This window comes from Pseudochrobactrum sp. B5 (genome assembly GCF_001939785.1).
Lineage (GTDB): Bacteria > Pseudomonadota > Alphaproteobacteria > Rhizobiales > Rhizobiaceae > Pseudochrobactrum > Pseudochrobactrum saccharolyticum.
In genome coordinates this window covers 270,307-294,042 of sequence record NZ_MOYL01000006.1, presented here as the reverse complement: position 1 = coordinate 294,042, position 23,736 = coordinate 270,307, and the positions used below count along the sequence as shown (strand labels likewise).

General features: G+C 51.9%; 21 protein-coding genes. 4 read left to right on the top strand and 17 right to left on the bottom strand.

Annotation, left to right across the window (positions count from 1 at the left end; genetic code table 11):
* A partial coding sequence (locus BKD14_RS19465; RefSeq protein ID WP_210215524.1) for a hypothetical protein occupies window positions 1-240 on the top strand: 240 nt, incomplete at its 5' end.
* 298 nt (window positions 241-538) lie between these two features.
* Window positions 539-2,506: a M23 family metallopeptidase gene (locus tag BKD14_RS17050; RefSeq protein ID WP_075657375.1), complete on the top strand. Its 1,968-nt coding sequence runs from the start codon at window positions 539-541 to the stop codon at window positions 2,504-2,506.
* Between the two features lie 48 nt (window positions 2,507-2,554).
* Here the strand turns inward: BKD14_RS17050 and BKD14_RS17045 are convergent, their stop codons facing one another.
* From BKD14_RS17045 to BKD14_RS17015, 7 genes are all read right to left on the bottom strand, one after another.
* Window positions 2,555-3,991 (bottom strand): L,D-transpeptidase, encoded by a 1,437-nt coding sequence (locus BKD14_RS17045; protein ID WP_075657374.1) that lies wholly within the window; start codon window positions 3,989-3,991, stop codon window positions 2,555-2,557.
* 298 nt (window positions 3,992-4,289) lie between these two features.
* The gene (clpB, locus tag BKD14_RS17040) at window positions 4,290-6,875 is read right to left on the bottom strand and encodes an ATP-dependent chaperone ClpB (RefSeq protein ID WP_022711252.1); all 2,586 of its coding nucleotides are present in this window, start codon (window positions 6,873-6,875) and stop codon (window positions 4,290-4,292) included.
* A gap of 359 nt (window positions 6,876-7,234) precedes the next feature.
* On the bottom strand, window positions 7,235-8,155 hold the full coding sequence (locus tag BKD14_RS17035) for a DUF4167 domain-containing protein (protein ID WP_083647252.1): 921 nt from the start codon (window positions 8,153-8,155) through the stop codon (window positions 7,235-7,237).
* Between the two features lie 462 nt (window positions 8,156-8,617).
* Window positions 8,618-9,493, bottom strand: a complete 876-nt coding sequence (gene prmC, locus BKD14_RS17030; RefSeq protein ID WP_075657373.1) for a peptide chain release factor N(5)-glutamine methyltransferase — start codon at window positions 9,491-9,493, stop codon at window positions 8,618-8,620.
* Window positions 9,494-9,501: 8 nt separating this feature from the next.
* A complete protein-coding gene (gene prfA, locus BKD14_RS17025) occupies window positions 9,502-10,578 on the bottom strand; it encodes a peptide chain release factor 1 (protein WP_075657342.1) in 1,077 nt (358 codons plus the stop codon).
* 140 nt (window positions 10,579-10,718) lie between these two features.
* Entirely contained in the window at window positions 10,719-12,989 is a 2,271-nt protein-coding gene (gene ptsP, locus BKD14_RS17020) for a phosphoenolpyruvate--protein phosphotransferase (RefSeq protein ID WP_075657341.1), read from the bottom strand.
* A gap of 641 nt (window positions 12,990-13,630) precedes the next feature.
* Window positions 13,631-14,884, bottom strand: coding sequence for an aspartate kinase (locus tag BKD14_RS17015; protein ID WP_022711258.1), 1,254 nt, complete (start codon window positions 14,882-14,884; stop codon window positions 13,631-13,633).
* 186 nt (window positions 14,885-15,070) lie between these two features.
* Between BKD14_RS17015 and ubiG the strand changes: the two genes are divergently transcribed.
* Window positions 15,071-15,862: a bifunctional 2-polyprenyl-6-hydroxyphenol methylase/3-demethylubiquinol 3-O-methyltransferase UbiG gene (gene ubiG / locus BKD14_RS17010; protein ID WP_083647263.1), complete on the top strand. Its 792-nt coding sequence runs from the start codon at window positions 15,071-15,073 to the stop codon at window positions 15,860-15,862.
* A gap of 71 nt (window positions 15,863-15,933) precedes the next feature.
* Here the strand turns inward: ubiG and BKD14_RS17005 are convergent, their stop codons facing one another.
* From BKD14_RS17005 to BKD14_RS16990, 4 genes are all read right to left on the bottom strand, one after another.
* Window positions 15,934-16,359 (bottom strand): DUF1178 family protein, encoded by a 426-nt coding sequence (locus BKD14_RS17005; protein WP_075657340.1) that lies wholly within the window; start codon window positions 16,357-16,359, stop codon window positions 15,934-15,936.
* Window positions 16,356-17,213: a carbon-nitrogen hydrolase family protein gene (locus BKD14_RS17000; RefSeq protein WP_022711261.1), complete on the bottom strand. Its 858-nt coding sequence runs from the start codon at window positions 17,211-17,213 to the stop codon at window positions 16,356-16,358. Before BKD14_RS17000 ends, BKD14_RS17005 begins: the two co-directional genes overlap by 4 nt.
* Window positions 17,214-17,238: 25 nt before the next feature.
* Window positions 17,239-17,502 carry a glutaredoxin 3 gene (grxC, locus tag BKD14_RS16995; protein WP_033316077.1) on the bottom strand — a complete coding sequence of 88 codons (264 nt, stop codon included), beginning with the start codon at window positions 17,500-17,502 and terminating at the stop codon, window positions 17,239-17,241.
* Between the two features lie 85 nt (window positions 17,503-17,587).
* Window positions 17,588-18,319 carry a ComF family protein gene (locus BKD14_RS16990; protein WP_245293674.1) on the bottom strand — a complete coding sequence of 244 codons (732 nt, stop codon included), beginning with the start codon at window positions 18,317-18,319 and terminating at the stop codon, window positions 17,588-17,590.
* Window positions 18,320-18,495: 176 nt separating this feature from the next.
* On the opposite strand from BKD14_RS16990, the gene BKD14_RS16985 reads away from it, so the two are divergent.
* Entirely contained in the window at window positions 18,496-19,371 is an 876-nt protein-coding gene (locus BKD14_RS16985; RefSeq protein ID WP_075657338.1) for a methyltransferase domain-containing protein, read from the top strand.
* 9 nt (window positions 19,372-19,380) lie between these two features.
* Here BKD14_RS16985 and BKD14_RS16980 read toward each other — a convergent pair whose 3' ends face one another.
* From BKD14_RS16980 to BKD14_RS16955, 6 genes are all read right to left on the bottom strand, one after another.
* On the bottom strand, window positions 19,381-19,737 hold the full coding sequence (locus BKD14_RS16980; protein ID WP_022711265.1) for a hypothetical protein: 357 nt from the start codon (window positions 19,735-19,737) through the stop codon (window positions 19,381-19,383).
* Between the two features lie 122 nt (window positions 19,738-19,859).
* Window positions 19,860-20,270: an 8-oxo-dGTP diphosphatase MutT gene (mutT, locus tag BKD14_RS16975; protein ID WP_075657337.1), complete on the bottom strand. Its 411-nt coding sequence runs from the start codon at window positions 20,268-20,270 to the stop codon at window positions 19,860-19,862.
* Window positions 20,271-20,280: 10 nt separating this feature from the next.
* Window positions 20,281-20,505, bottom strand: coding sequence for a GNAT family N-acetyltransferase (locus tag BKD14_RS16970; protein WP_245293667.1), 225 nt, complete (start codon window positions 20,503-20,505; stop codon window positions 20,281-20,283).
* Entirely contained in the window at window positions 20,502-21,041 is a 540-nt protein-coding gene (locus BKD14_RS16965; RefSeq protein ID WP_075657335.1) for a hypothetical protein, read from the bottom strand. The genes BKD14_RS16970 and BKD14_RS16965 overlap by 4 nt, the downstream gene beginning before the upstream one ends.
* Window positions 21,041-22,282 (bottom strand): bifunctional glutamate N-acetyltransferase/amino-acid acetyltransferase ArgJ, encoded by a 1,242-nt coding sequence (gene argJ, locus BKD14_RS16960; protein WP_075657334.1) that lies wholly within the window; start codon window positions 22,280-22,282, stop codon window positions 21,041-21,043. Before argJ ends, BKD14_RS16965 begins: the two co-directional genes overlap by 1 nt.
* A gap of 296 nt (window positions 22,283-22,578) precedes the next feature.
* On the bottom strand, window positions 22,579-23,505 hold the full coding sequence (locus BKD14_RS16955; protein WP_075657333.1) for a peptidylprolyl isomerase: 927 nt from the start codon (window positions 23,503-23,505) through the stop codon (window positions 22,579-22,581).
* Window positions 23,506-23,736: the final 231 nt, after the last annotated feature.

The following is a 23,736-nucleotide window of genomic DNA, read 5'->3' as shown; positions in this document are numbered from 1 at the left end:
CGCCAAAACACCTTTTATGGAATTTTTATAACAAAAATCGAAAAACAGCGCCCATCACCCCGCTTTATCCCCTCACCACACCGCTCCAACACCCATTTCCTCCCCAAACCATCCCAAAAACCCAGCCAAATATATCAAATCAAAGCACCAAACCCTTGTTTCGACTCACAAATTCAGAATCAAAACGCGGAATCATTCACCTCACACCCGAATCCATGTCCAAAACAGTGTTTTTCATGAGAGCATTGATGCTCATTATATATAGTGCTTTTCACAGCCTAATAATGCAGCGATCATAAACACGCCCCATTCCGGTCGTACGCACACATCTGAAATGAAATAGGTTCAGTGCTCCGGTTTAAATAAGGCGAATAATCGTGGAATGATTCCACATATCCAGATTGTTTGCCGTCTTCTCATTGACTTGACCGGTATGCACAGGCAAAACTTTGCTCCTCACCTGAGGTAATTCAATATTACGCAGATTTTTCCGCAGCCTGCGGTGCGCAATATATAATAAGGAATGGTACTGCGCGGCATGAATCAGCAGATCGTGACCAACTCCAGCGACCCCGGAGATGAGCCGCCGCTCATCACGGACGGGCGTCGCGGACCACCGGATCGGCGTGAGGTTTCTGCGCGGTGGCTGGCCGGTACTTTTCTGACCGGCATTACAGCTTCATTACTCATTGGTGTTGCACTCTTTGCAGCGCTCGACGGACGTCAGCAATTAGCGACACCGCCGGAGCTTGTTACAAAAGAAGAAATGCCGGCTAAATCGGATGCTCAGGACAGCACCAAGGGCAACCGCGTTATTGCAACTGTCACGAAACAAAAAAGCCGCGACCGCCGCCGCATGGAAGTTTCAACCATGCAGAAAGTTGGTGAGCGCGAGGTTATCCGTACTAAACCTTTTGAATATGTCCGCATGGCTTTGGCCGCCGATCATCCGGCAAGCCGCCAATATCCGGCATTTGATGCTATGGCTGTTTTCTCTGACGGTGCCAAACAGCAGGTACAGGCTGCGAATACCGGACAAATTTACGGCGCGAAAGTTGAAAGTGAAATCAGTCTGCGCACAATCGATTTTCCGGTTAATGCCGGAAATTATGATTCAGCATCAGATCTTACCAGCGACGAAGTTGAAAAAGTCGTCCGCAGCACCGGTCAGCTGCTGACTGACGGCGATGTGCAGATCGCGTCTCTTCATTATGTCGATCCTCTGCGCTTTGGTAATAGTGGTGACTCCCCTTATACGCTGACACAACCGCTTGGCGTACGTATCACGCAGGAAAATGTCAGCGTCAGCAACCGCCTTCTCGATGGCGAAACCAATACCGGCTTCTCCGAAGATATTATTCCTTTCCGTTCGGATTCGAAAATCATCGATGCTCTGAATAAGAGCGGCTATGAAGGGGAAGATGCGGATAATATTGCTGAAGCCCTGAGCAAGCTGATGAATTCGCCGCGCCTGAAGGCTGGCAGCGTATTGCGTGTGGGCGTGACCTCTTCTGAAGAAGAAGATCATATTGTCCGTGTGACACTCTATAACGGAACAACCCATATTGTTACGGTCGCTCTCGACGATCAAAACCAGTATGTTCCGTCTGATGAACCGGAAATGACCCCGCTTCTGCAAACTGCATTTGATGATAATGCACCGCCGCCGACAATCCGCGGTGAGCTGCCATCTGTTTATGATGCCGTTTATAAAGCAGCTCTTGCCTATGGCATGACCAATGATATGGCGCGGCAGCTGATAAAAATGCTGGCGAATGATGTCGATCTGCAATCCAAGATCACCCGCTCCGATGCGATTCAAGCATTCTTCTCCCTGCCGGAAGATTCCGAAAGCGCCAATGAAGAATCTCAACTGCTCTATGTCAGCGCCAATATGGGCGGCACGACCAAAAAATTCTACCGCTACCAGTCGCCGGAAGGCGGCGTGGAATTTTATGATGAGAATGGCCGCAGTGCCCAGCAATTCCTGATCCGTAAACCGGTTCCGAACGGTGTTTTCGGTTCGCCATTCGGCGGACGTCGTCATCCTATTCTCGGTTATGTCCGTATGCATACAGGTGTCGACTGGCGTGCTCCGCGCGGCTCCCCGATTCTCGCTGCCGGTAATGGTGTTGTTGAAAAAGCCGGTTGGGCCAATGGTTACGGCAATCAGACCATTATCCGTCATGGCAACGGCTATCAGACCAGTTACAACCACCAGAACGCGATTGCTTCCGGCATTACACCCGGCGCACGTGTTCGTCAGGGACAGCTGATTGGTTATGTTGGTTCAACCGGTCTATCGACCGGCCCGCATTTGCACTACGAAGTGATTGTGAATGGCGCGAAAGTTGATCCGATGCGTATCCGTATGCCGCAAAGTCAGTCTCTGGGCGGAAAACAGCTGGAAGTCTTTACGCGTGAACGTAACCGTATTGATCAGCTGCTGGATGGTAAGGGAGATGCCCCTGCCAAGGTTGCCAATACATCTCAGGCAAAAAGCTGATAATTTTATAGAATAAAAAAGCGGCCCTTCAGGCCGCTTTTTTATTTCTTATTCCGTAAACTCCACGGTCACTCCGGGTTTTACAAGCTTGACCAGTTCTTCCGCATCCCAGTTGGCAAGGCGGATACAACCGTGACTGGCTGTTTTACCAATACGGGACGGATCAGGGGTGCCGTGAATACCATAAGTCGGCTTTGACAGTGCAATCCACACAGTACCCACCGGCCCGTTAGGCCCCGGCGGCACAATCAGCACCTTGTCATTATTACCCTGTTTAAAATTAATCTTCGGATTATAGGTGTAATTCGGATTGGTCGCGATACGCTCAACCGTCACAATGCCGGACGGCGAAGGATTATCCGCCGAACCGATTGTCGACGGGTAAGCCACAACCAGTTTGCCGTTTGCATCATAGCCGCGCACTTGTTTACGAGCCTTATCCGCAATAATTTTGGCAATAGGCGCACGCTTCTGCTTGCCCAAATTAGGCACACGGATCACTTCACCGGGCTGGCGGAAACTGATCCCCGGATTGATTTCCTGAAGATAGTTTTCATCAATGTGGAATTTTTCAGCCAGCATTTCACGCGGCGAGACATAGGCCATTTCCGGCAGCTTTGCCTTCTCGCTGTAATCATTGGGGACAGAAGCCAGATAAAAACGCCCGATATCTTCATTGGTAATCGTATATTCTGTGAAAGCAGGACCGCCTGTGGCTTCGAGCTGGGCATTGACCTGCGTTTCATCTGCCGGATTAATGCTCAGACCTGTTACTTCCAGATAGGACGCGGCCGCCTTGTCAACATTGCTGCCTGCTTTGCCGTCGATCACGCCCGGTGATGTACCGGCACGATCCAGCATGATCTGATAGGCTGCAAATTTAGCTTTCGCGCCCTGACCTTTCGGCATCACAACTGACGGTGTCTGTGAACCGGACATGCCGGAGGACGTGTTCGGATATTGCCCGTAAGGATCTTCAATCGCCGGTTTGAAATCATTATCATCCGGTGACGGTGCAGCACCAACATCCGGCAAAGCAGAACGGTCAACTGCTGCATTATTCACACCCGTATTGCCGCGCGGTGCTGCCGGAAAATAATCCGTACCGGCATCATCCGGCACATTGGCAAAGCCGTCATAAGGCACGCCGCCACCAACCGGTCCGTTCAATGTCCAGTTATCATTAGAATCCGGCTGCTGCGGAGGCTGTTGCGGATAGCCGCCCGGCTGTTCCTGAATACGCAAAATCTTGCCGCTATTATCCATGGTCACCTGACGCCCTGAAGCATCAATATAGACCCGTACTTTATTATCCTGATAAATAACTTCACCCGGATCATAAAGCTGTGCCATCAACACGGGACGCTCCTCACCGGAAGCAGAACCACCAATATCAAAAGGGGACGCATAAGCGGTCGCCGCTGTCAGACCCGTCAGCGCTGTCACCGACAGTCCGAGATAAGTCTTCCGTAGAATTCCCCGCATTTTATGCATACCACACCCTTTAAAGCGCAAATCTTGTTTCTTCAGCCAGTCGCCTGACCTGAAATGCCTTAGTCACAGATCAGGCCATTTTTATGGTTAATAACTTAACTGCATATGAAGAAGACAATCCGCAACAGATATTTTTTATAAAGCATGACGCAGCTCAATGGACTCATTGAGCGTCCGCGAGCATGCGACAACTCAATAAAGCCAAAGCGCCCATGAAAAAGCGGCACCACATTCAGTGATGCCGCTTGCCATCTCTTCACTCAATCAAGGTGTATTGTACCCCTGAAGCTCAGTGTTTCGGCTTAGGCTGGAAAACCAGCCGGTCTGATCCGGCCGAAATATCCACAACCGAACCATCGAGGATATCGCCGCCAAGAATTTTCTCGGCGAGCGGGTCCTGTACCTGTTTCTGGATCACCCGTTTCAGCGGGCGGGCACCATAAGCAGGATCATAGCCCTTATCGGCCAGCCAGTTACGGGCATCATCCTCAACATCCAGCGTGATCTTGCGGTCACTCAGCAGGTTCTGCAACCTTGCCAGCTGAATATCGACAATCGCACCCATTTCGGAGCGGCGCAGGCGATGGAACAGAATAATCTCATCCACGCGGTTGAGGAATTCCGGACGGAAAGATGCACGGACAACGCCCATAACTTCTTCACGTACGCTATCCACATCCTGATCTTCATTCAGTGCAACAAGATATTCCGCACCAAGATTGGAGGTCATGATAATCAGCGTATTGCGGAAATCCACCGTACGCCCCTGACCATCGGTCAGACGACCATCATCCAGCACCTGCAACAGCACGTTGAAGACATCCGGATGTGCCTTTTCAATCTCGTCGAACAGGATCACCTGATACGGACGACGACGCACAGCTTCTGTCAGCACACCGCCTTCTTCATATCCGACATAGCCCGGAGGGGCACCGATCAGACGGGCAACCGAGTGTTTCTCCATGAATTCGGACATATCAATCCGCACCATGGCCGTTTCATCGGAAAACAGGAATGTGGCCAAAGCTTTGGTCAGTTCTGTTTTACCAACACCGGTCGGCCCTAAGAAGATAAACGAGCCGATCGGACGGTTCGGATCCTGCAGACCGGCACGGGCACGACGCACCGCACGCGAGACCGCCTGCACCGCTTCACCCTGACCGATCACCCGCTTGCCGAGTTCGTCTTCCATCCGCAGCAGTTTTTCCCGTTCGCCTTCCAGCATCCGGTCAACCGGAATACCGGTCCAGCGGGAAATGATCTGCGCAATATGATCCGGCGACACAGTTTCTTCCAGCATTGTGCCGGTATTTTCCTGTGCTTCCGCATCGCTCAGCTGTTTTTCCAGCTGCGGGATCGTACCATAGGCCAGTTCACCGGCTTTCTGGAATTCACCATTACGCTGGGCAGTCGCCAAAGCATTACGCGCATCTTCAAGCTGCTTTTTCAGATCTGCCGCATGGCCGAGTTTCTGCTTTTCTGCCTGCCATTTGGCAGTCAGCTCAGCGGATTCCTCTTCCAGATCGGTCAGCTCTTTTTCAAGACGCTGCAACCGGTCTTTCGAAGCCGTATCCGTTTCCAGCTTGAGCGCTTCACGCTCAATCTTCAGCTGCATGACACGGCGATCCATCTCGTCCAGTTCTTCCGGCTTGGAATCCACCTGCATACGCAAACGTGCAGCCGCTTCATCCACAAGGTCAATTGCCTTATCCGGCAGAAAACGATCCGTGATGTAGCGGTTCGATAAGCTTGCGGCTGATACCAGAGCAGAATCCGAGATACGCACTTTATGGTGCTGCTCGTATTTTTCCTTCAGACCGCGCAGGATCGAGATCGTATCTTCAATGGTTGGCTCATTGACAAATACCGGCTGAAAACGACGGGCAAGCGCCGCATCTTTTTCAACATATTTACGGTATTCTTCCAATGTGGTTGCACCAACACAGTGCAATTCACCACGGGCAAGCGCAGGCTTTAGCAGATTGGACGCATCCATCGCGCCATCCGATTTACCGGCACCGACCAGAGTGTGCATTTCGTCGATGAACAGGATGATTTCACCGGCAGCCGCTTCAACTTCCGTCAGCACAGCTTTCAGGCGTTCTTCAAATTCACCGCGATATTTCGCACCGGCAATTAGCGCACCCATATCCAGCGCCATCAACCGCTTGTCTTTCAGCGATTCCGGCACGTCTCCATTGACAATACGCAGTGCCAAACCTTCGGCGATCGCGGTTTTACCCACACCCGGTTCACCGATCAGCACCGGATTATTCTTGGTACGACGCGACAGAACCTGAATGGTACGGCGGATTTCTTCATCACGGCCAATCACCGGATCAAGCTTACCGGAACGCGCATCCTCGGTCAGGTCACGGGCATATTTTTTCAGCGCTTCGAAATTGGCTTCGGCAGAAGCACTATCGGCAGTCCGGCCTTTACGCATCTGATTAATCACCTCATTCAAAGCTTTGGCTGTGACACCGGCATGTGTCAGAATTTCATAGGTTTTTGCGCTTTTTTCCAGTGTGAAAGCGGTGAGCAGACGCTCAACCGTGACATAGCTGTCACCGGCTTTGGTGGCGAGTTCTTCCGCAGTGGTCAGGATTTTTGCAAGTGCAGGCGACAGATATAGCTGTCCGCTACCGCCGGTTACTTTCGGCAGTGCAGCCAAGGCACTCTGTAATCCGAGCTTAAGATCAGCAAGGCGACCGCCTGCCCTCTCGATCAGGCCGGAAGCCAGACCTTCTTCATCATCCACCAAGACTTTCAGCAGATGTTCAGGGGCAAATTGCTGGTTATCAGAATTCAATGCAAAGCTTTGCGCTGACTGGAGAAAACCCTGTACGCGCTCGCTGTATTTTTCAATGTTCATAGTGTCTCCTTTTCGCCCGCCAGCCCTTCAAGGCACCGACAGATCATGGGTGACGGCTCCCCCTTAAAGGCAGGAACCATTATTCAGAAGATTTAGATAAACGGGACAAAATATTCTGGCAAAAATCAGAACCAGTTTCACTGGAAATGCATGGAATAAATTGCTCCGGCATCCTGTCACAAGGGATATGGGGCGATAGCCCTCTCCCTGCAAGGGCTGAAAGCATGAAGGTGAAAAATTATTATCACAACAGGGGTTAAGCCCCGCCCACAGTTATGCAAAGCCGCAGTCATGCCCCCCGCACATAAAAAAACCGGCAGATTTCCCTGCCGGTTTTTATTCTCTCTTATGCAAACAGATTATTCTGTTTCAGCAAAAGCGGTATCCTGATCCTGATTTTCACCATCAGCTTTCGCTGCACGGCTTGTCGTGCGGCGCGGGCGCAGAACACGGCGGGTGCGCGGTGCCGGTGCTTCATCCGCACCGGTTGCTTCAGCAACAACATCCTGCTTCGCTTCAACTGCCGGTGCATCATCACCGTCCTGCATAACAGGCGCTGCGGTGCGCGGACGGCGGCGGGTAACAGGCGCTTCCGCAACTTCAGTCACAACCGGTTCAGCAAAGTTTGACGTGACAACCGGCTGTTCAGCAGACTGGTCAAAAGGCACCTGTGCGGCTGCAACCGGCGCTTCCTGTCCCTGATCTGCACCATATTCCGGGCGCTGATGACGGCGCGGACGCTGCATGCGACCCTGACGGTCATTGTTGCGGTCGTTACGATCATTGCGATCATTACGGTCGCCGCGATCCTGACGATTATTCTGCTGACGGTTATTACGGTTGGAAGAACGGGAATTTTCTTCGCCATACATGACTTCAGCAGGCGTGCCTTCGATCACAGGCTGCGGGCCGCTGCCATCATAAACTTCCTGATGCGATACGGACTGGCCGGAATGCCCCTGCTCCATACCTTCTTCATCATCAAAGTCATCATCAAAAGCTTCATCGCGCTGCACCGGCGCAGGATTTTGTGCCTGTGCCGCCAGAATAATGCGATTGTAATGTTCAGCGTGCTGCAAATAATTTTCTGCAATCACCCGGTCGCCGGTCGCCTGCGCATCACGGGCCAAAGTCATATATTTTTCGGCAATATGCTGCGCATTACCCCTGATTTTTACATCAGGTCCGTTACTTTCGTAATTACGGGAAAGAGGATTAGGGCCCTTACGGTTATTATTCCCCCGTCCACGCATGCGCCTGTTCTGCTGTCCTGGCCTCATACTCATCTCTTTTCAGATTAGGGGCGAAGAAATCATTTCAGCTGAAAGGGCTGAGCGACTTCATAACTACAATAACAGAAAGCGCGCCCCGCACTTTCAGCGTATAATTTTAATTTAAGTTTTGTGCTGCCGTGTCAGCAACTCCGCAAAGGAGGTCGGTTGAAAAACCACCGGACAGCTGCTGATCAAAATGTCTGAATCACTCATAATTTCGCGTCGCATAACACGGTTTTATAAAGATACAAATTCAAACATATAATTTCAGGCTGACAACCCTGTCCGACATACCAATGCATAATTCTTTAAATCACTGCCGGTTTAAAAATGAGATTACGCATTAGTCCGAATTGTTACCGCATCTTTCATCCATCCTACAGGACATGCGATGCAGTAGCGGTGACAGGAAATTAGACGTGTTTGCCGTAAATTCCAAGTCTTTTTTGGGCATATTAAACATTAAAGTCAACGCTGAAATGACAATGCCCGTTTATGACCGGCCAAATCTTCGGCTACGCTTGTCAGACGGAATGAATATTGTGCAAAAATTGCCTCCGTATCATCCGCCTGTCCTGCCCCGATTTCCACAGCAACTATACCATTATCATGTAGGTAGGCGCCACTGTGCTTTGCAAGAGCACGATAAAAATTTAATCCGTCTTCTCCGCCGTCCAGAGCACGGCGCGGATCGTAATCTTTAACTTCCCTGTCCAGTTCAAGCACTGTTTTTGCCGGAATATAGGGCGGATTCGAGACAATCAGGTCACATTTTCCGCGAACGGCACCAAACCAGTCACTTTTCAGAACAGCCAGACGTGATGAAACACCCGCCAATTTTGCATTGATCCGTGCCGCTTGCAGGGCGCCTTCAGCAATATCAACAGCAACGCCGCGCGCGGTCTTTATTTCATGCAACAAGGTAATCGCAATTGCCCCCGTACCGGTGCCCATATCCAGAAGATCAACGAAGCCCTTTTCCGAGCTTCTCTGTTCGAGAAACGGCAATACCAGCCCGATCAGCGCCTCTGTATCAGGGCGCGGCTCAAGCGTATCGGCATTTAATTTAAAGCTCAGACCATAAAATTCGCGCTCACCGATGATTCGGTGTACCGGCTCACCGGCCAGCCTGCGCTGCATTGCACCCAGCATTTGCTCCGTCACATCCGGCGCGACTTCTGTATCCGAACGGATCACAAAATCTGTCAGCGTTGCACCGGTAAAATGCTGCACCAGCAGGCGTGCATCCAGCTCGGCACCGTCAATTTCTGCCTGTCGCAACTCAAGCCGCACATGGGCTAAAAGCTGACCAAGCGTATTATTTGTAGTTTCCGGTTTAGTCATAACGGCGATCAATTATCACCCAATTCCGCCAGCAATGCGGTCTGATGATCCGAAATCAATGCATCCACCAGCTCATCAAGCTCGCCCATCATCACGCGGTCAAGCTTATAGAGTGTGAGATTAATCCGGTGATCCGTCACACGACCTTGCGGGAAATTATAAGTGCGGATGCGCTCTGAACGATCGCCGGAGCCCACCTGACTACGCCGCGCTTCCGAGCGTTCGCTCTCTGCACGCTGGCGCTCCATGTCATAAAGACGGGCACGCAAGATCTGCATCGCACGCGCACGGTTCTGGTGCTGCGATTTTTCTGCCTGCACCACCATAATCCCGGTCGGAATATGGGTGATACGTACGGCCGAGTCCGTGGTATTGACGTGCTGACCACCGGCACCGGACGCGCGCATCGTATCAATACGAATATCTTCATTGCGGATTTCAATATCAATATCTTCCGCTTCCGGCAGCACAGCCACCGTTGCCGCCGAGGTATGAATACGTCCGCTGGCTTCTGTTTCCGGCACGCGCTGCACGCGATGCACACCGGATTCAAATTTCATCTTGGAAAACACACCCTTACCGGAAATTGTCGCAATGATTTCCTTAAAACCACCGGCATCGCCTTCACTGGCGGAGACAACTTCCACACGCCAGCCTTTATCCGCTGCATAACGCTCATACATGCGGAAGAGATCGCCGCCAAACAAGGCCGCCTCGGAACCGCCGGTACCGGCACGAATTTCCAGAATAGCGTTTTTCTCATCCGCCGCATCTTTCGGCAGCAGCAAAATCTGGACTTCGGCTTCCAGCGCCTCGACTTTTTCTTCCGTATCCGGAATTTCCATTTCAGCCAAAGCGCGCATTTCTGCATCGCCTGACATATCATCACGCATGGAAACCAGATCGCTCAGTTCCTGACGGGCAGCCTGCAATTCACGGATTTTCAGCGCCACATCTTGCAGCTCGGAATATTCCGACGCCAGTTTGACATAGGTTTCCGGCGAAGGATTATTCGCCATCTGCGCTTCAAGCATGACAAAATGCTTTAACAACTGATCCATTCTGTCTTGCGGAAGCGCGACCATGCGATAATCCTGATAATATAATTATATGTCTGAAATTCAGTTTTCAGCTTGATGAGGGCACCCATAAAGCATTTCGCAATCAAACGGAAATGCCTGATTGCGAAATTTTCTGCACAAATGTCAGCGCTTTTAGTGGTCTTTTACAGAGGAATGCCCTGTTCGGTTGCAAAACGAACCAGATGCTCGCGGATTGATCCGTTTGCATCGGGTCTCTGCACGAGGTCGCTCAGAACCGTATTCAGCTGCGCCGCATCAAGCGACAACAGCATATTTTTCACCGGTCCGATTGCCGCCGCAGACATTGAGATCGAGCGGAAGCCCAGCCCCACCAGCATCATCGCAGTTAATGGCTTACCCGCCATTTCACCGCAGAGTGTCACCGGTTTATTGTGGCGCTTGCCCGCTTCGGCAATCTGCTGCAATACTCTCAAAAATGCCGGAGACAACTGGTCAAAACGATCCGCAATCTGCGCATTGCCACGGTCAACCGCCATAATGAACTGGAACAGATCATTCGACCCTACCGAGGCGAAATCCACTTCGCGCATCAGCTCATCCAGCTGCCACAACAGTGACGGCACCTCGATCATCGCCCCTACTTTCAGGCTGCTCGGCGGCTGATAATCAAAACGGGTCAGGTAATTGACTTCCCGCTCGATAATCTCGCGGGTCGCTTTCACCTCTGCCACTTCCGTCACCATCGGCAACATAATGCGCAATTCACGACCGCCCGCAGCTTTCAGCAGCGCTCGCAACTGCGTACGCATCAGACCTGGCCGGTCCAGAGCAAGGCGGATCGCCCGCCAGCCCATCGCCGGATTTTCTTCATGCGCGTTGGAGCGGAAATAAGGCAGAACCTTATCACCGCCAATGTCCAGTGTGCGAAAGGTTACCGGCTTATCACCCGCCGCTTCCAGCACTGCGCGATAGAGCTTTTCCTGCTGGCCGGAACGCGGGAAAGTGGAAGCCACCATAAATTGCAGCTCTGTGCGGAACAGGCCGACGCCATCCGCACCGGATTCTTTCAGCTGCGGCAGATCAACGATCAGCCCGCCATTCATCAGCAAGGAAACCGGCTGACCATCTTTGGTAATCGTCGGCTTATCGCGCAACTCACGATAAAGCGCCTGTCTTTTAGCGCGGAAGCGGACTTTCTCCGCATAGGCTGCTTCAACATCAGACTGCGGCCGCAGATGAACACGGCCATCTTCGCCGTCAATAATGATCGCATCATTATTTTCAGCCAGTGCAACTACGCCTTTGGCCTGCCCGACCACCGGAATACCCATGGCACGCGCGACAATCACAACATGGCTTGTCGTTGCGCCGTCTTCCAGCACCAGACCGCGCACACGCTCGCGCGGATAATCCAGCAATTCCGCAGCCCCCATGGAACGGGCAACAATGATTGAATCCTTCGCCATCATTTCCGCAGCGGTTTTCGGGTCATAGCCCATCAGCTGCCGCATCAGACGATTGGCAAGATCGTCAAAATCACTGAGACGCTCACGCATATAAGGATCGCTCAGATGCATCATCCGTGCGCGCGTATCGCTCTGCACCTTTTCAACCGCTGCTTCTGCGGTCAGGCCGTTGCGGATTGCTTCCTCAAGACGGCGCATCCAACCACGGTCATGCGCAAACATCCGATAGGCTTCAAGCACATCCCGATGCTCACCCTCTACCGCCACATCGCGGCGCGATAACATATCGTCAATCGAGAGACGCAAAGACCCCATCGCCTCATCAAGACGGGTGATCTCATGCTCAATATCTTCATTAAAGAGATTGGTCACAACAATGCGCGGCTCATGCAGCAGCACATGTCCGAGACCTACGCCATCATTATAGGCGTGACCGTTGAAGCTGACAGAACGCCCGTTGGTCAGCTCCACACCGGGACGCGCAAGGCGGGTGAGATTGCCTGCGGCAACCATTTCCGCCAGCACCATGGCGGTTGTTTCCAAAGCTTCCAGCTCATCTTCGCGATAAGCACGCTTGGTGCGGTTCTGCACAACCAGAACGCCCATCGTCCGGCCTGCGCGCAATACCGGCACACCGAGGAAGGAGTTATAAATTTCTTCGCCGGTTTCTGGCAGATAAGTGAAAGCCGGATGGCTCTGCGCATCAGTCAGATTGAGCGGGCGCGCGGTTGCAGCAATCGTACCGACAAGCCCCTGCCCCAGACGCAGTTGCGCCAGATGCACAGCCTGCGGATTCAGACCTTCGGTTGCATAGAGCTCAAGAATTTCATCAGATCGGAGCACATAGAATGAACAGACCTCCGCCACCATATTTTGCGCGATTTCGCGCACGATACGGTCAAGACGTTCCTGCGGTTCGAGCGCTTCCGCCATTAAAGCGCGAAGACGCTTGAGCAAAATCCGGGGTCCGGCTGTCAGCTCACGCATAGGGTCTCAATGCTCCTCCATATGCCTCATGCCAATCTCAAACCACAATACACAATGTATGTGGTTACTCGTCGGCTTTTACCGCTTTTCCGATCGGCCGGTCAGGCATTGTTTCATCCTGATACTACAATACCAGTCCGATCACGAATCACACCGCTGTGTGCATAGCTCAGTTTGGTTTGCTTGTGAGCATTTTTCTCACAATCGTCCAGAGTACAATTATCAAATCTTATTATTCATTGTGCTCTTATTGCAGTTTACGTGTCTAAAATGGGGCATAAACCGATTAAAGACTCTCCATCAACAAAAATGATTTTATTCGTCCCGCTGCCTGCATCTGACCAGAACCGGATCGCTCTGCTCTTATTCTTGCTCTCCAGCTATGCAATGACTGCATAGCTAAACCCTGTATTTCCGTTTGCCCCTGAAAAGATAATAGCATGTCGCGGAAAAGTGAGTACCGGTTTTCCGATAGTGACATGCGTAAAAACAAAGAGATAGAGCGAGCGCCATGAATGCGATTAAACGCGACACGGCCTGGCATAATGTTGCCACCTGACAGAAATGAATAGAATACAGGCAGAAAAAAAGGCAGCGCCGCGAAGCACTGCCTTTCTGAAACTTTATAACTCACGCAGCTGTTAGTGCTTATCCAGCCCGTAAACAGAATGCAGGGTTCGTACCGCCAGTTCTGTATATGCGCTGTCAATCAGGATCGAGATTTTAATCTCGGAGGTCGTGATTGCGCGAATATTGATGCCTTTTTCAGCCAGCGCCTTAAATGCAGTCGCTGCAACACCTGCGTGAGAGCGCATACCGGTGCCGATCACCGAAATTTTTGCCAGACCGGTTTCCGACTGGATGGAGTCACAGCCGATTTCGGCCTTTACCTTATCCAGCGCATGCACAGCCTTATCCATATCACCGGAAGGAACGGTGAAGGTCATGTCGGTTTTTGAACCGTCTTCGGAAACATTCTGAACAATCATATCAACATTGATATGTTCTTCAGCCAGCGGGACAAAAATCGCCGCAGATACACCCGGGCGGTCGGCCACGCGGCGCAATGAGATCTGAGCTTCATCTCGGGCGAAAGCAATACCAGTTACAACCTGTTGTTCCACGATTTCATCCTCATCGCAAATCAGTGTTCCGGGAGGGTTGAGCGGATCACCCATGCCCGGCGCATGCGGATCTTCAAAACTTGAACGTACAAATGTACGCACTTTATGCACCATGGCCAGTTCTACGGAGCGAACCTGCAGCACTTTAGCGCCAAGGGATGCCATTTCCAGCATCTCTTCAAAAGAAATCTTGGCCATACGGCGGGCTTTAGGCTCCACGCGCGGATCGGTCGTATAAACACCATCCACATCCGTATAAATATCACAGCGGTCAGCTTTAACCGCTGCCGCAACGGCAACAGCCGAAGTATCGGAACCACCGCGACCGAGCGTCGAAATACGGTTATCCGGGCTGATACCCTGGAAACCGGCAATCACCGCAACCTGACCTTCGCCAAAGCGCTTAATCAGAAATGAACCGTCAATATCCGTAATACGTGCCGCACCATGGGTCATGTCGGTTTTGATCGGGATCTGCCAACCCTGCCATGAACGTGCATTCACGCCCATAGACTGCAGCACAATCGCCAGAAGACCGGCCGTTACCTGCTCGCCCGATGCAACAATCGCATCATATTCACGGGCATCATGCATCGGTGATGCTTCACGTGTCCAGGCAACCAGTTCATTGGTTTTACCGGCCATAGCCGAAACCACAACTGCTACTTCATTGCCGGAATCGACTTCACGTTTAACGTGACGCGCCACATTCCGGATCCGTTCAAGATCGGCCACAGAAGTACCGCCGAATTTCATCACAATGCGCGCCATTATGTCGACATATCCTAAATGAAAATGAGAACCAACGGAACCTGCCATCGTACTGAGAGGTACTCCTGACAGGTAAGTGATGCTGACATACCGAAATTATGACCACTTCGCAAGCGCAACAGGCGAAAAGATACTTGACTTTCATCAATGAACAGACAAGTCCATTGGTAGGAAATGGAGAAAGCTATGTCCGACACGTCCAGACAGACAGATACTGGCTCACAACAGCCACAGGAAGCCGTATCCGGCCGCACCACGATCGATCCCGCTGAAGTTGCGCATTTCTCGCGCATTGCCAGCGAATGGTGGAACCCGCAGGGCAAATTCCGCCCGCTCCACAAATTCAACCCGACCCGTCTGGAATATCTCAAAGAACAGATCTGCAAGCATTTCAACCGTGATCCGCTGGCGGCAAGACCACTGGAAGGCCTGCGCATTCTGGATATTGGTTGCGGCGGCGGTCTGCTTTGCGAACCGATGGCACGTCTTGGCGCTACAGTTATCGGTGCCGATGCCTCAACCACCAATATTGAAGTCGCCAAAATCCATGCTGCGGAAATGGGCATTGAAATCGATTATCGTGCCACCACAGCAGAAGATCTGGCTGATGCCGGTGAACAATTTGATATCGTGCTGAATATGGAAGTGGTTGAGCATGTTTCTGACGTTGATCTGTTCATGTCGGCGACAGCGAAAATGGTCAAGCCGCAGGGGCTGATGTTTGTTGCCACCATCAACCGCACACTCAAGGCATGGGGGCTGGCGATTATCGGCGCAGAATATGTGCTGCGCTGGCTGCCGAAAGGCACCCATCAATATGAAAAACTGGTGCGTCCTGAAGAGCTGGAAAAACCATTGCAGGCTGCCGGTCTGACTGTGCTAGAAAAAACCGGCGTGAGCTATAATCCGCTCAATGATACATGGAGCCGCTCACGCGATCTCGACGTGAATTATATGGTTCTGGCGCAGCGCCGCTGAATTAGACTGGGAGAGAACTGATCCGTATAATGCGGATCAGTTATAGTCTTCAGCCATTGAACCGGCACGGTTCAATTATAATCCTCAGGCAACACCGGCAGCGGCAGAATTTCCACACCATCCTCAACGAGCGATGTGATTTCTTCCTTCGTTGCCTCACCGTAAATGCCGCGCTCTTCCGTTTCACCATGGTGAATTTTACGCGCTTCCTCGGCAAAACGGTCGCCGACATAATCGGCATTCTCTTTCACCTTGCGGCTGATCTCACGCATCTCATCCAGCAATTTGCGCTGGGCTTCACCCATTGTCGCAGCGATTTTCTCTTTGGTGCGACCGGTGGTGACGGACGGTGCCATCAGCGCCTTATTCACATTTGGCGAATGACAAACAGGGCACTGCACCAGACCGCGTACGGTCTGGCTGTCGAAATCCTCATTATTACGAAACCAGCCCTCAAATTCATGGGACTGGTCACAGTGCAGAGAAAACCGCATCATGCCTTGATCGTTTCACCTTCCGCGACAATGGTTTCCAGTTTGAATTCCCGCGCATTTTTCAAATTCGGAATTTTATTACGGGCAGCAGCGCTGTCCGCCACATCAATATCCGCATAGATCACCGCCGGATTGTCATGATCGGCTTCTGCCAGAACCTTGCCCCATGGCGAAACAATAATTGTATGACCATAGGTCTGGCGATTGCCGTTATGCAGGCCGCCCTGCGCAGCAGAAATCAGGAAGGCACCATTTTCAATGGCACGCGCCCGCTGCAAGATATGCCAATGCGCCTCACCGGTCTGACGGGTGAAAGCAGCAGGCGCCGAAATCACATTGGCACCGGCATTGGCCTGCGCCTGAAACAGCTGCGGAAAGCGGATATCATAGCAGATTGCCAGTCCGAGTTTCATAAATGGTAGCTCGGCAACCACTGCGCGATCCCCTGCCGAAATCGTATCGGATTCACGCCAGCTCTCACCATTATCCAGATCCACATCAAACATATGGATCTTGTCATAAGTGGTGATTTTCGAACCATCCGGCGCAAAAACAAATGCGCGGTTGGCGATCAGCCCGCTCTCAAGTTTAATCGGCGTGGAACCGATATGGAGATGAATGCCGTGACGCTTTGCCAGAACCGAAGCTTCACGCACCACAGGATCATCCTGCTCCGCATGAAGGCTGGCACGGTAAAGCGCACGGTCATTCTGAATAATGCCGGTATTTTCAGGCGTCTGCACATATTGCGCACCTTGGGCGGCGGCCTCTCCGACCATACGGCTGAGGGCTTCAATATTGGCGGACATATCGCCATCTGAGCGCATCTGCACTGCTGCAACTTTAACCATCGACATTATTCTCCCTTTTATGCCTTATAGATTAGTCTGCTTTACCGGTTTCCAGCAGAGTAACCAGCTTGCCTGCACGATCCAGCGCATGAAGATCGTCACAACCGCCGACATGCACATCACCGATAAAAATCTGCGGAAATGTTGTACCGCCGGAGCGGGTCATCATTTCTTCGCGATATTTCGGATCAACACTCGCATTAAATTCCGTGTAGCCAGGCGCGCGTTCATTCAGCAATTGTTTTGCACGTGCGCAGTAACCACAGCCGTCACGGGTATAAATTTCAACATTCATTTCAAGAGTCTCCAGAGTTTCAACTCTATATAACCATGCCTTCACAATCATCCAAGCATTTGCTGTCGGTTTGTTGTCACGGGTATTATTTCTGTATGTCCGGTAAAACCCTGCCGAAAGTCAGCACATCCACTTCTGCCGCTCCTGCTTTCAGCAAAGCACGGCATGCGGCCTTCACCGTTGCACCGGTGGTATAAACATCATCAATCAGCAACACAGTGCGCCCCTGCACACTGCTTCGCCCTGCCTCAGGCACCTGAAATGCACCTGCCACATTACGCAACCGCTCGGACTGGCTGAGTTCGGCCTGCTGGCGTGTATCTTTAATGCGCTGCAAGGCTGCAGCCTCATAGGTTTTTCCGCTGATCCGCGCCAAAACCCGCGCCAGTTCTGCCGCCTGATTATAGCGGCGTTTCCACAGACGTTTGCGATGCAGCGGCACCGGAATAATCACATCACAATCACGGAGCAATTCATGCCCCGCCCGCTGCATCCAGCGTGTCATCCAGGGGGCGAGATCAAGCCGGTCATAATATTTCAGCGAAATACCGGCATGACGGGCTGAACCATCGTGACAGGCGACAGAACGCAAGCGCCGGAAAGGCGGCGGATCGGCAATTGCCTCGGCTGAGAGAAAATGCTCGCCAAAATCATGGGTAAAAGGCGTACCCATCACCGGACACAATGGTGCTTCCAGAAAACGCATCTCACTCCAGCAAGCCCCGCATAAAGTGCCAGCCTGTGAAACGGGACTATCGCAGCCCTCGCAAAGTGCCGAAAAAATCCTGTCCGGCAGCGTTTTTAAACAGGCCTGCATATTTTGCAGCAAGCGCTGAAAACCTGTCTCTCTCACAACAGTTTCATGAGAAAGCGGCAATTCCCCCATTGCATTCGCCCCCGATTGAACGCATTTACATCACCATGCCAGATGCACCGGTGTAGTCCAGAGAAATCTCTGCTCAGTAAGAGGTGCCTGATATCGGGATACAAAAAATGCCAGCAACAGAAACCACACCAAACACTATTTTCGACAGCGCATTGCTGCAACAGCGCCTGAAACGGGCGATACAGCGCAATGTAAGTGGTGCGGATTTTCTGCTGGAGCGCACGGTGCAGGATCTGGAAGACAGGCTTTCAACGGTTGAGCGTCAGTTTTCCCGTGCTGTAATCGTCAATCCCTATACGCCGTCTGCTGCTTTATCTTTGCAGCAATCCGGCAAGGCAGAAGTGATTGAAAGCATTGACTATCAATCAAAAGACAGCACGGAATATCTGCCGCTGGAACCACAAAGTGCTGATCTGATTATCTCACTGCTATCATTACAGTTTACCAATGACACGCCGGGACTGATGATGCAGATCAAACAGGCGCTGAAGCCTGACGGATTGTTTCTCGGTTGCATGGCGGGTGCCGGCACACTCGGAGAGCTGCGTGAATCACTGTTGCAGGCTGAGTCTGAACTGACCGGCGGCGTCAGCCCGCGTGTGGCACCTTTTGCCGATGTGCGTGATGGTGGTGCCCTGTTGCAGCGTGCCGGTTTTGCGCTGCCGGTAACGGATATTGAGAATGTCACAGTGCGCTATGACAATATGTTTGCGTTGATGGCCGATATCCGCGCCATGGGTATGGCCAATATTCTCACCGGCCGTTCGCGCAAACCGGTTAGCCGTCGCCTGTTCATGCGGGCTGCGGAGATTTATGCCGAGCGCTTCAGCGATCCCGACGGGCGCATCCGCGCAACATTCTCATTCATCTGGATGTCCGGCTGGGCACCCCATGCTTCGCAGCAGCAGCCGTTGAAACCGGGATCGGCCAAGGCTTCACTGGCTGAAGCCCTGCTTGCTACGGAAAAAGAACCGAAAAAGTAACAAGAAAGATCAGCAGTCGCCCTGCTGTGAGCCGTCACGAGCAATCACGCAAACTGCTTCCGGTGAGGATTGCAGCAGGCTTTTGCGCTCAATATAGGCTTTGTCAGTATTGCCGCGCTGAATAGAACCGGTGGACATCATATCCACACCGGCAGGAAACAGCGATTGCGCGGTTTGCTTATTGGCTTTCTGGCTCAGCACCGGCACGATGACCAGCGTCAATGCGAGAATTGCGGAACCGAACAGCAAAATGCAACGGACAAAGCCGCTTTTGGCAACAGGCATAAAGCCCGATTTTGTCTCTTCATCATCTTTAAAAAAGTCTGTCAGAAATTCTGACTGATACTGACTGCGATTGCTGCTCATCGTCATACTCCGGCGCGATGATCCCACCATGCGGCATGTCAGTGAATCATCCCTTAACAAAATCGTAAAAACCCGTCTTACGACCAAAAATAACCGGCAATTATCAAGGATGCGCTGGAGGATTACAGGAGATCCATCAGGAAAGGGATCAGCGGCTCATCGGCAGGCGGCATCGGATAGGAGCGCAGGTCTTTTGGTTTGACCCATTTCAGCGCCTGCCCTTCCATCGAGCGGGCAATGCCCTCATAGCGCCGGCAGATATAAAGCGGCATCAGCAAATGAAATTTATCGTAAGAATAGCTGGCAAAAGTCAGCGGTGCGAGACAGGCATGTTTGGTGATGATGCCCAGCTCTTCCTGCAATTCGCGGATCAGCGCATCTTCCGGTGTTTCACCGCTTTCAACTTTACCGCCCGGAAACTCCCAAAGACCGGCCAAATTCTTACCCTCAGGGCGCTGTGCCAGCAAAATACGGCCGTCCGTATCAATCAGCGCACAGGCTGCCACCAGCACAATCTTTTTGCCCTCAGTCATCAAATACTACCTATCTGCAATAATAAATATAATCATAGACAGTGGTGAAGCCTAACCCCTGATACAAAGCACGCGCTGCTGCATTCGCGCTTTCCACCTGCAACCAGAAACAATGATCGCCGCGGGATAAGGCCTGCGCCATCTCATTCAGAACCAGTGCTTTTGCAAAACCACGCCGTCTGAACGCCTCACCAATACACAAATCCAGCAGACCGGTATAGCCGTTCTCACTCACACAAAGCAGTGTTGCCGCAGGTTCAACTCCGGCAAAACCGGCAATGACATATTTCTGCAGCTTGATTGAACGCAGAACTTCCGCCAGTCCCTCCACCAGCGGCTCAGACGGTCATGAAACACACCGGATATCCGGCTATAACCAATCTCCTGCCCGTCACGAAACTGCACAAGCCGTAACGGCAGGCGCGGCTGCGGCGTTTTCAACGCTGCGTTATCACGCAAATCACAGGCCATCACTGATGATGCGCCCGTGGCCGTATAGCCGCGCTTTACCAGATAATCGGCCAATGCGGGCGGTGCCAGCGGTGTCAGCCGGAAAACCGGCTGTTTGCCCTGCGCTGTAAACAGCGCTTCACAGGCCTCCACCCGCTGCGCCAGATCTGCATCATCAGCCGGGTTCAGCAGATTGACCGAATTGCCGCGTTTTGACGGATAGTAAGGTGTCAGTTGAACAGCCCAGTCCCCGAAATGCGTGACCTGCAAAGCGGGCCATGCATGAAAACCAAGCTCTTCAAACTGACGGATTTCAGACATCACGACCGGTAATCACCGTTAATCGCCACATATTCCTTGGTCAGATCACAGGTCCAGACCGTGGCTGTTCCTTCGCCCATACCAAGCTCAACCGTAATGAGAATATCCTCACCCTTCATATAGGCTGAAGCCGCAGCTTCCGAATAATCAGGATCGCGTTCACCATCGACCGCCACGCGGATATTCCCGAAACTGATGGCCAGACGATCACGGTCAGCCGGTTCACCCGCCTTACCAACAGCCATCACCACGCGTCCCCAATTGGCATCTTCACCGGCGGCAGCGGTTTTCACCAGCGGGGAATTGGCAATCGACAGACCAATGCGCTTGGCAGACACATCAGACACCGCACCTTTCACGGTGATTTCCAGCATTTTGCGCGCACCTTCACCGTCACGCACAACCTGCAAAGCCAGATTTTTCAGAAGCTTACGCAATGCGCGGTCAAATTCTGCCAGACGGTCATCATCGGATGATGTTACAACAACAGCGCCGCGTTCCGCGGCTGTGCCGGTTGCAAACAGCATCAGCGTATCGGATGTGGAAGTATCGCTGTCCACAGTCACCGCATTGAAGCTGGAATCCACCGCTTTGGACAACAGACCCTGCAAGACATCAGAGGCAATCGGCGCATCTGTCACCACAAAAGACAGCATGGTCGCCATATCCGGCGCAATCATACCGGCACCTTTGGCGATGCCATTAATCGTCACCGGCACGCCGCCAAGCAGCACGGTTTCCGTTGCCACTTTCGGATAAGTATCGGTGGTCATGATCGCTTTGGCCGCTTCCAGCCAGCCATTATTATCGGCACGCGCATTCATATCACCGAACAGATGCGAAAATTTACCGGCATCCAGCGGCTCGCCGATCACACCGGTTGAAGCGAGAAAGATTTCATGCGCTTCACAGCCCAGCGCCTCACAGGCAGCTTTGGCTGTGGCTGTCGTTGTTTCACGACCTTTTTTACCGGTAAAGGCATTGGCATTACCGGAATTGACGATCACCGCTTTGGCTGTTCCGTGTTTCAGGCTCTCGCGGCAAAAATCCACCGGCGCAGACGGGCATTTGGAGCGGGTGAAAACACCGGCAACCGAAGCAGGCTTATCAAAAACCATCATCAGCACGTCTGTTCGGTTTTTATATTTAATCCCCGCTTCGGCTGTTGCCATTCGCACGCCGGTAATCACCGGCATGGCAGGATAATGTTTTGGTGCAAGCGGAGAAACAGAAGAAGACATGCGTGCCTCAAGAATAAGAGCATTACCGGCAAAACCGAAAAAGATTTTGCGTCAGGGTCATGCGGCTAAATACCAATGAATTTTAACCGAAATAAAACAGCTCGTATCCTGAGTGCCTTTCAGATGCTGTCGGCACATCAAATCACCCGCCATTTCACCTCAGGTTGAGGCCAATAAATGACGGATAGGCATAAAATGCAATCACCTGCCCGAAATAATCAGGGCAGGTGATCATTTTTATCAAAATTCGCTTTAAACTTACCAGATTGGTAATCACATCAAAGCAAAATGTAAGCTTATTGAGCGGCTTTCGCAGCTGCATCCTGTGCGTCAGCAGCTTCTTTCATCGCTTTGGCAACAGCTTCGTCTTCATAAGTGATTTTCGAACCGTCACGCAGCTTCTTGACCATTTCGATATATTTTTCACGAATGACGATCGAGCGAACCTGATCTTTCACTTCATCAAATGCAGGTGGCTGCTGCTGGCGCTTATCTTCCAGCTTGATGATGTGATAGCCGAACTGCGACTTCACAGGCTCTTTGGTATAGCTGCCGACTTCCAGTGCAAAGGCAGCTTTTTCGAATTCAGGCACCATCATGCCTTCGCCGAAATAGCCCAGATCACCGCCCTGTGCGGCAGAACCATCGGTTGAGCTTTCTTTTGCCAGATCTTCAAACTTGGCGCCGCCTTCAAGCTTCTTGATGATTGCTTTGGCTTCGTCTTCAGTTTTTACGAGGATATGACGCGCACGGACTTCGTTTTTCGCAGGCATTGCTGCGATTTCCTTGTCATAACGGGCACGTACATCTGCATCGGAGATCTTGTCTACGATTGCAGTCTGGAAATATTCATTATGCAGCGCGCGGTCTTTCAGAAACTCGATGCGCTGTTTGAAATCTGCACTGTCGTCGAGTTTTTCAGTTTTCGCGGCAGCGGCCAGAACTTTGATATCAACCAGAGCAGCCAGTGCAGCAAGACGGCGCTGATCATCCGGCAAACGGGAGAACTGCGGATCCAGATCGCTCGAAGCCTGATCAACTTCGCCCTGTGTCAGCTTAACGCCGTTTACAGTGGCAAGCACTTTGTTCGGATCGGCTTTTTCAGCCGGTTTTGCTGCAGTTTCAGTCTTTGCAGCGGTGCCTTGCGCATAGGCAGAGCCTGCAGCAGTGGTCAAAAGCAGACCGGCTGCAAGCTGAATCAGGACTTTACGGGTACGGGTCATCAGTGATTTCTCCTTCGGGGACGAAGTACCGTCCCAAGAATAAGGCAGAATTTTGCTGCTTCGCTCTCATTCGGATAAAGCAGAATAGTTTTTAGGCGATATGGCAATTTTCTGCACAATATATATATTTCAGCAGTAATAGTCCCTTTTGTTATGCGCATATAAACGCATTGCTCGGGACTATGACTGTTGTCAAATCATTGACATCGCCGCACTCCCCTCTTATCTGTC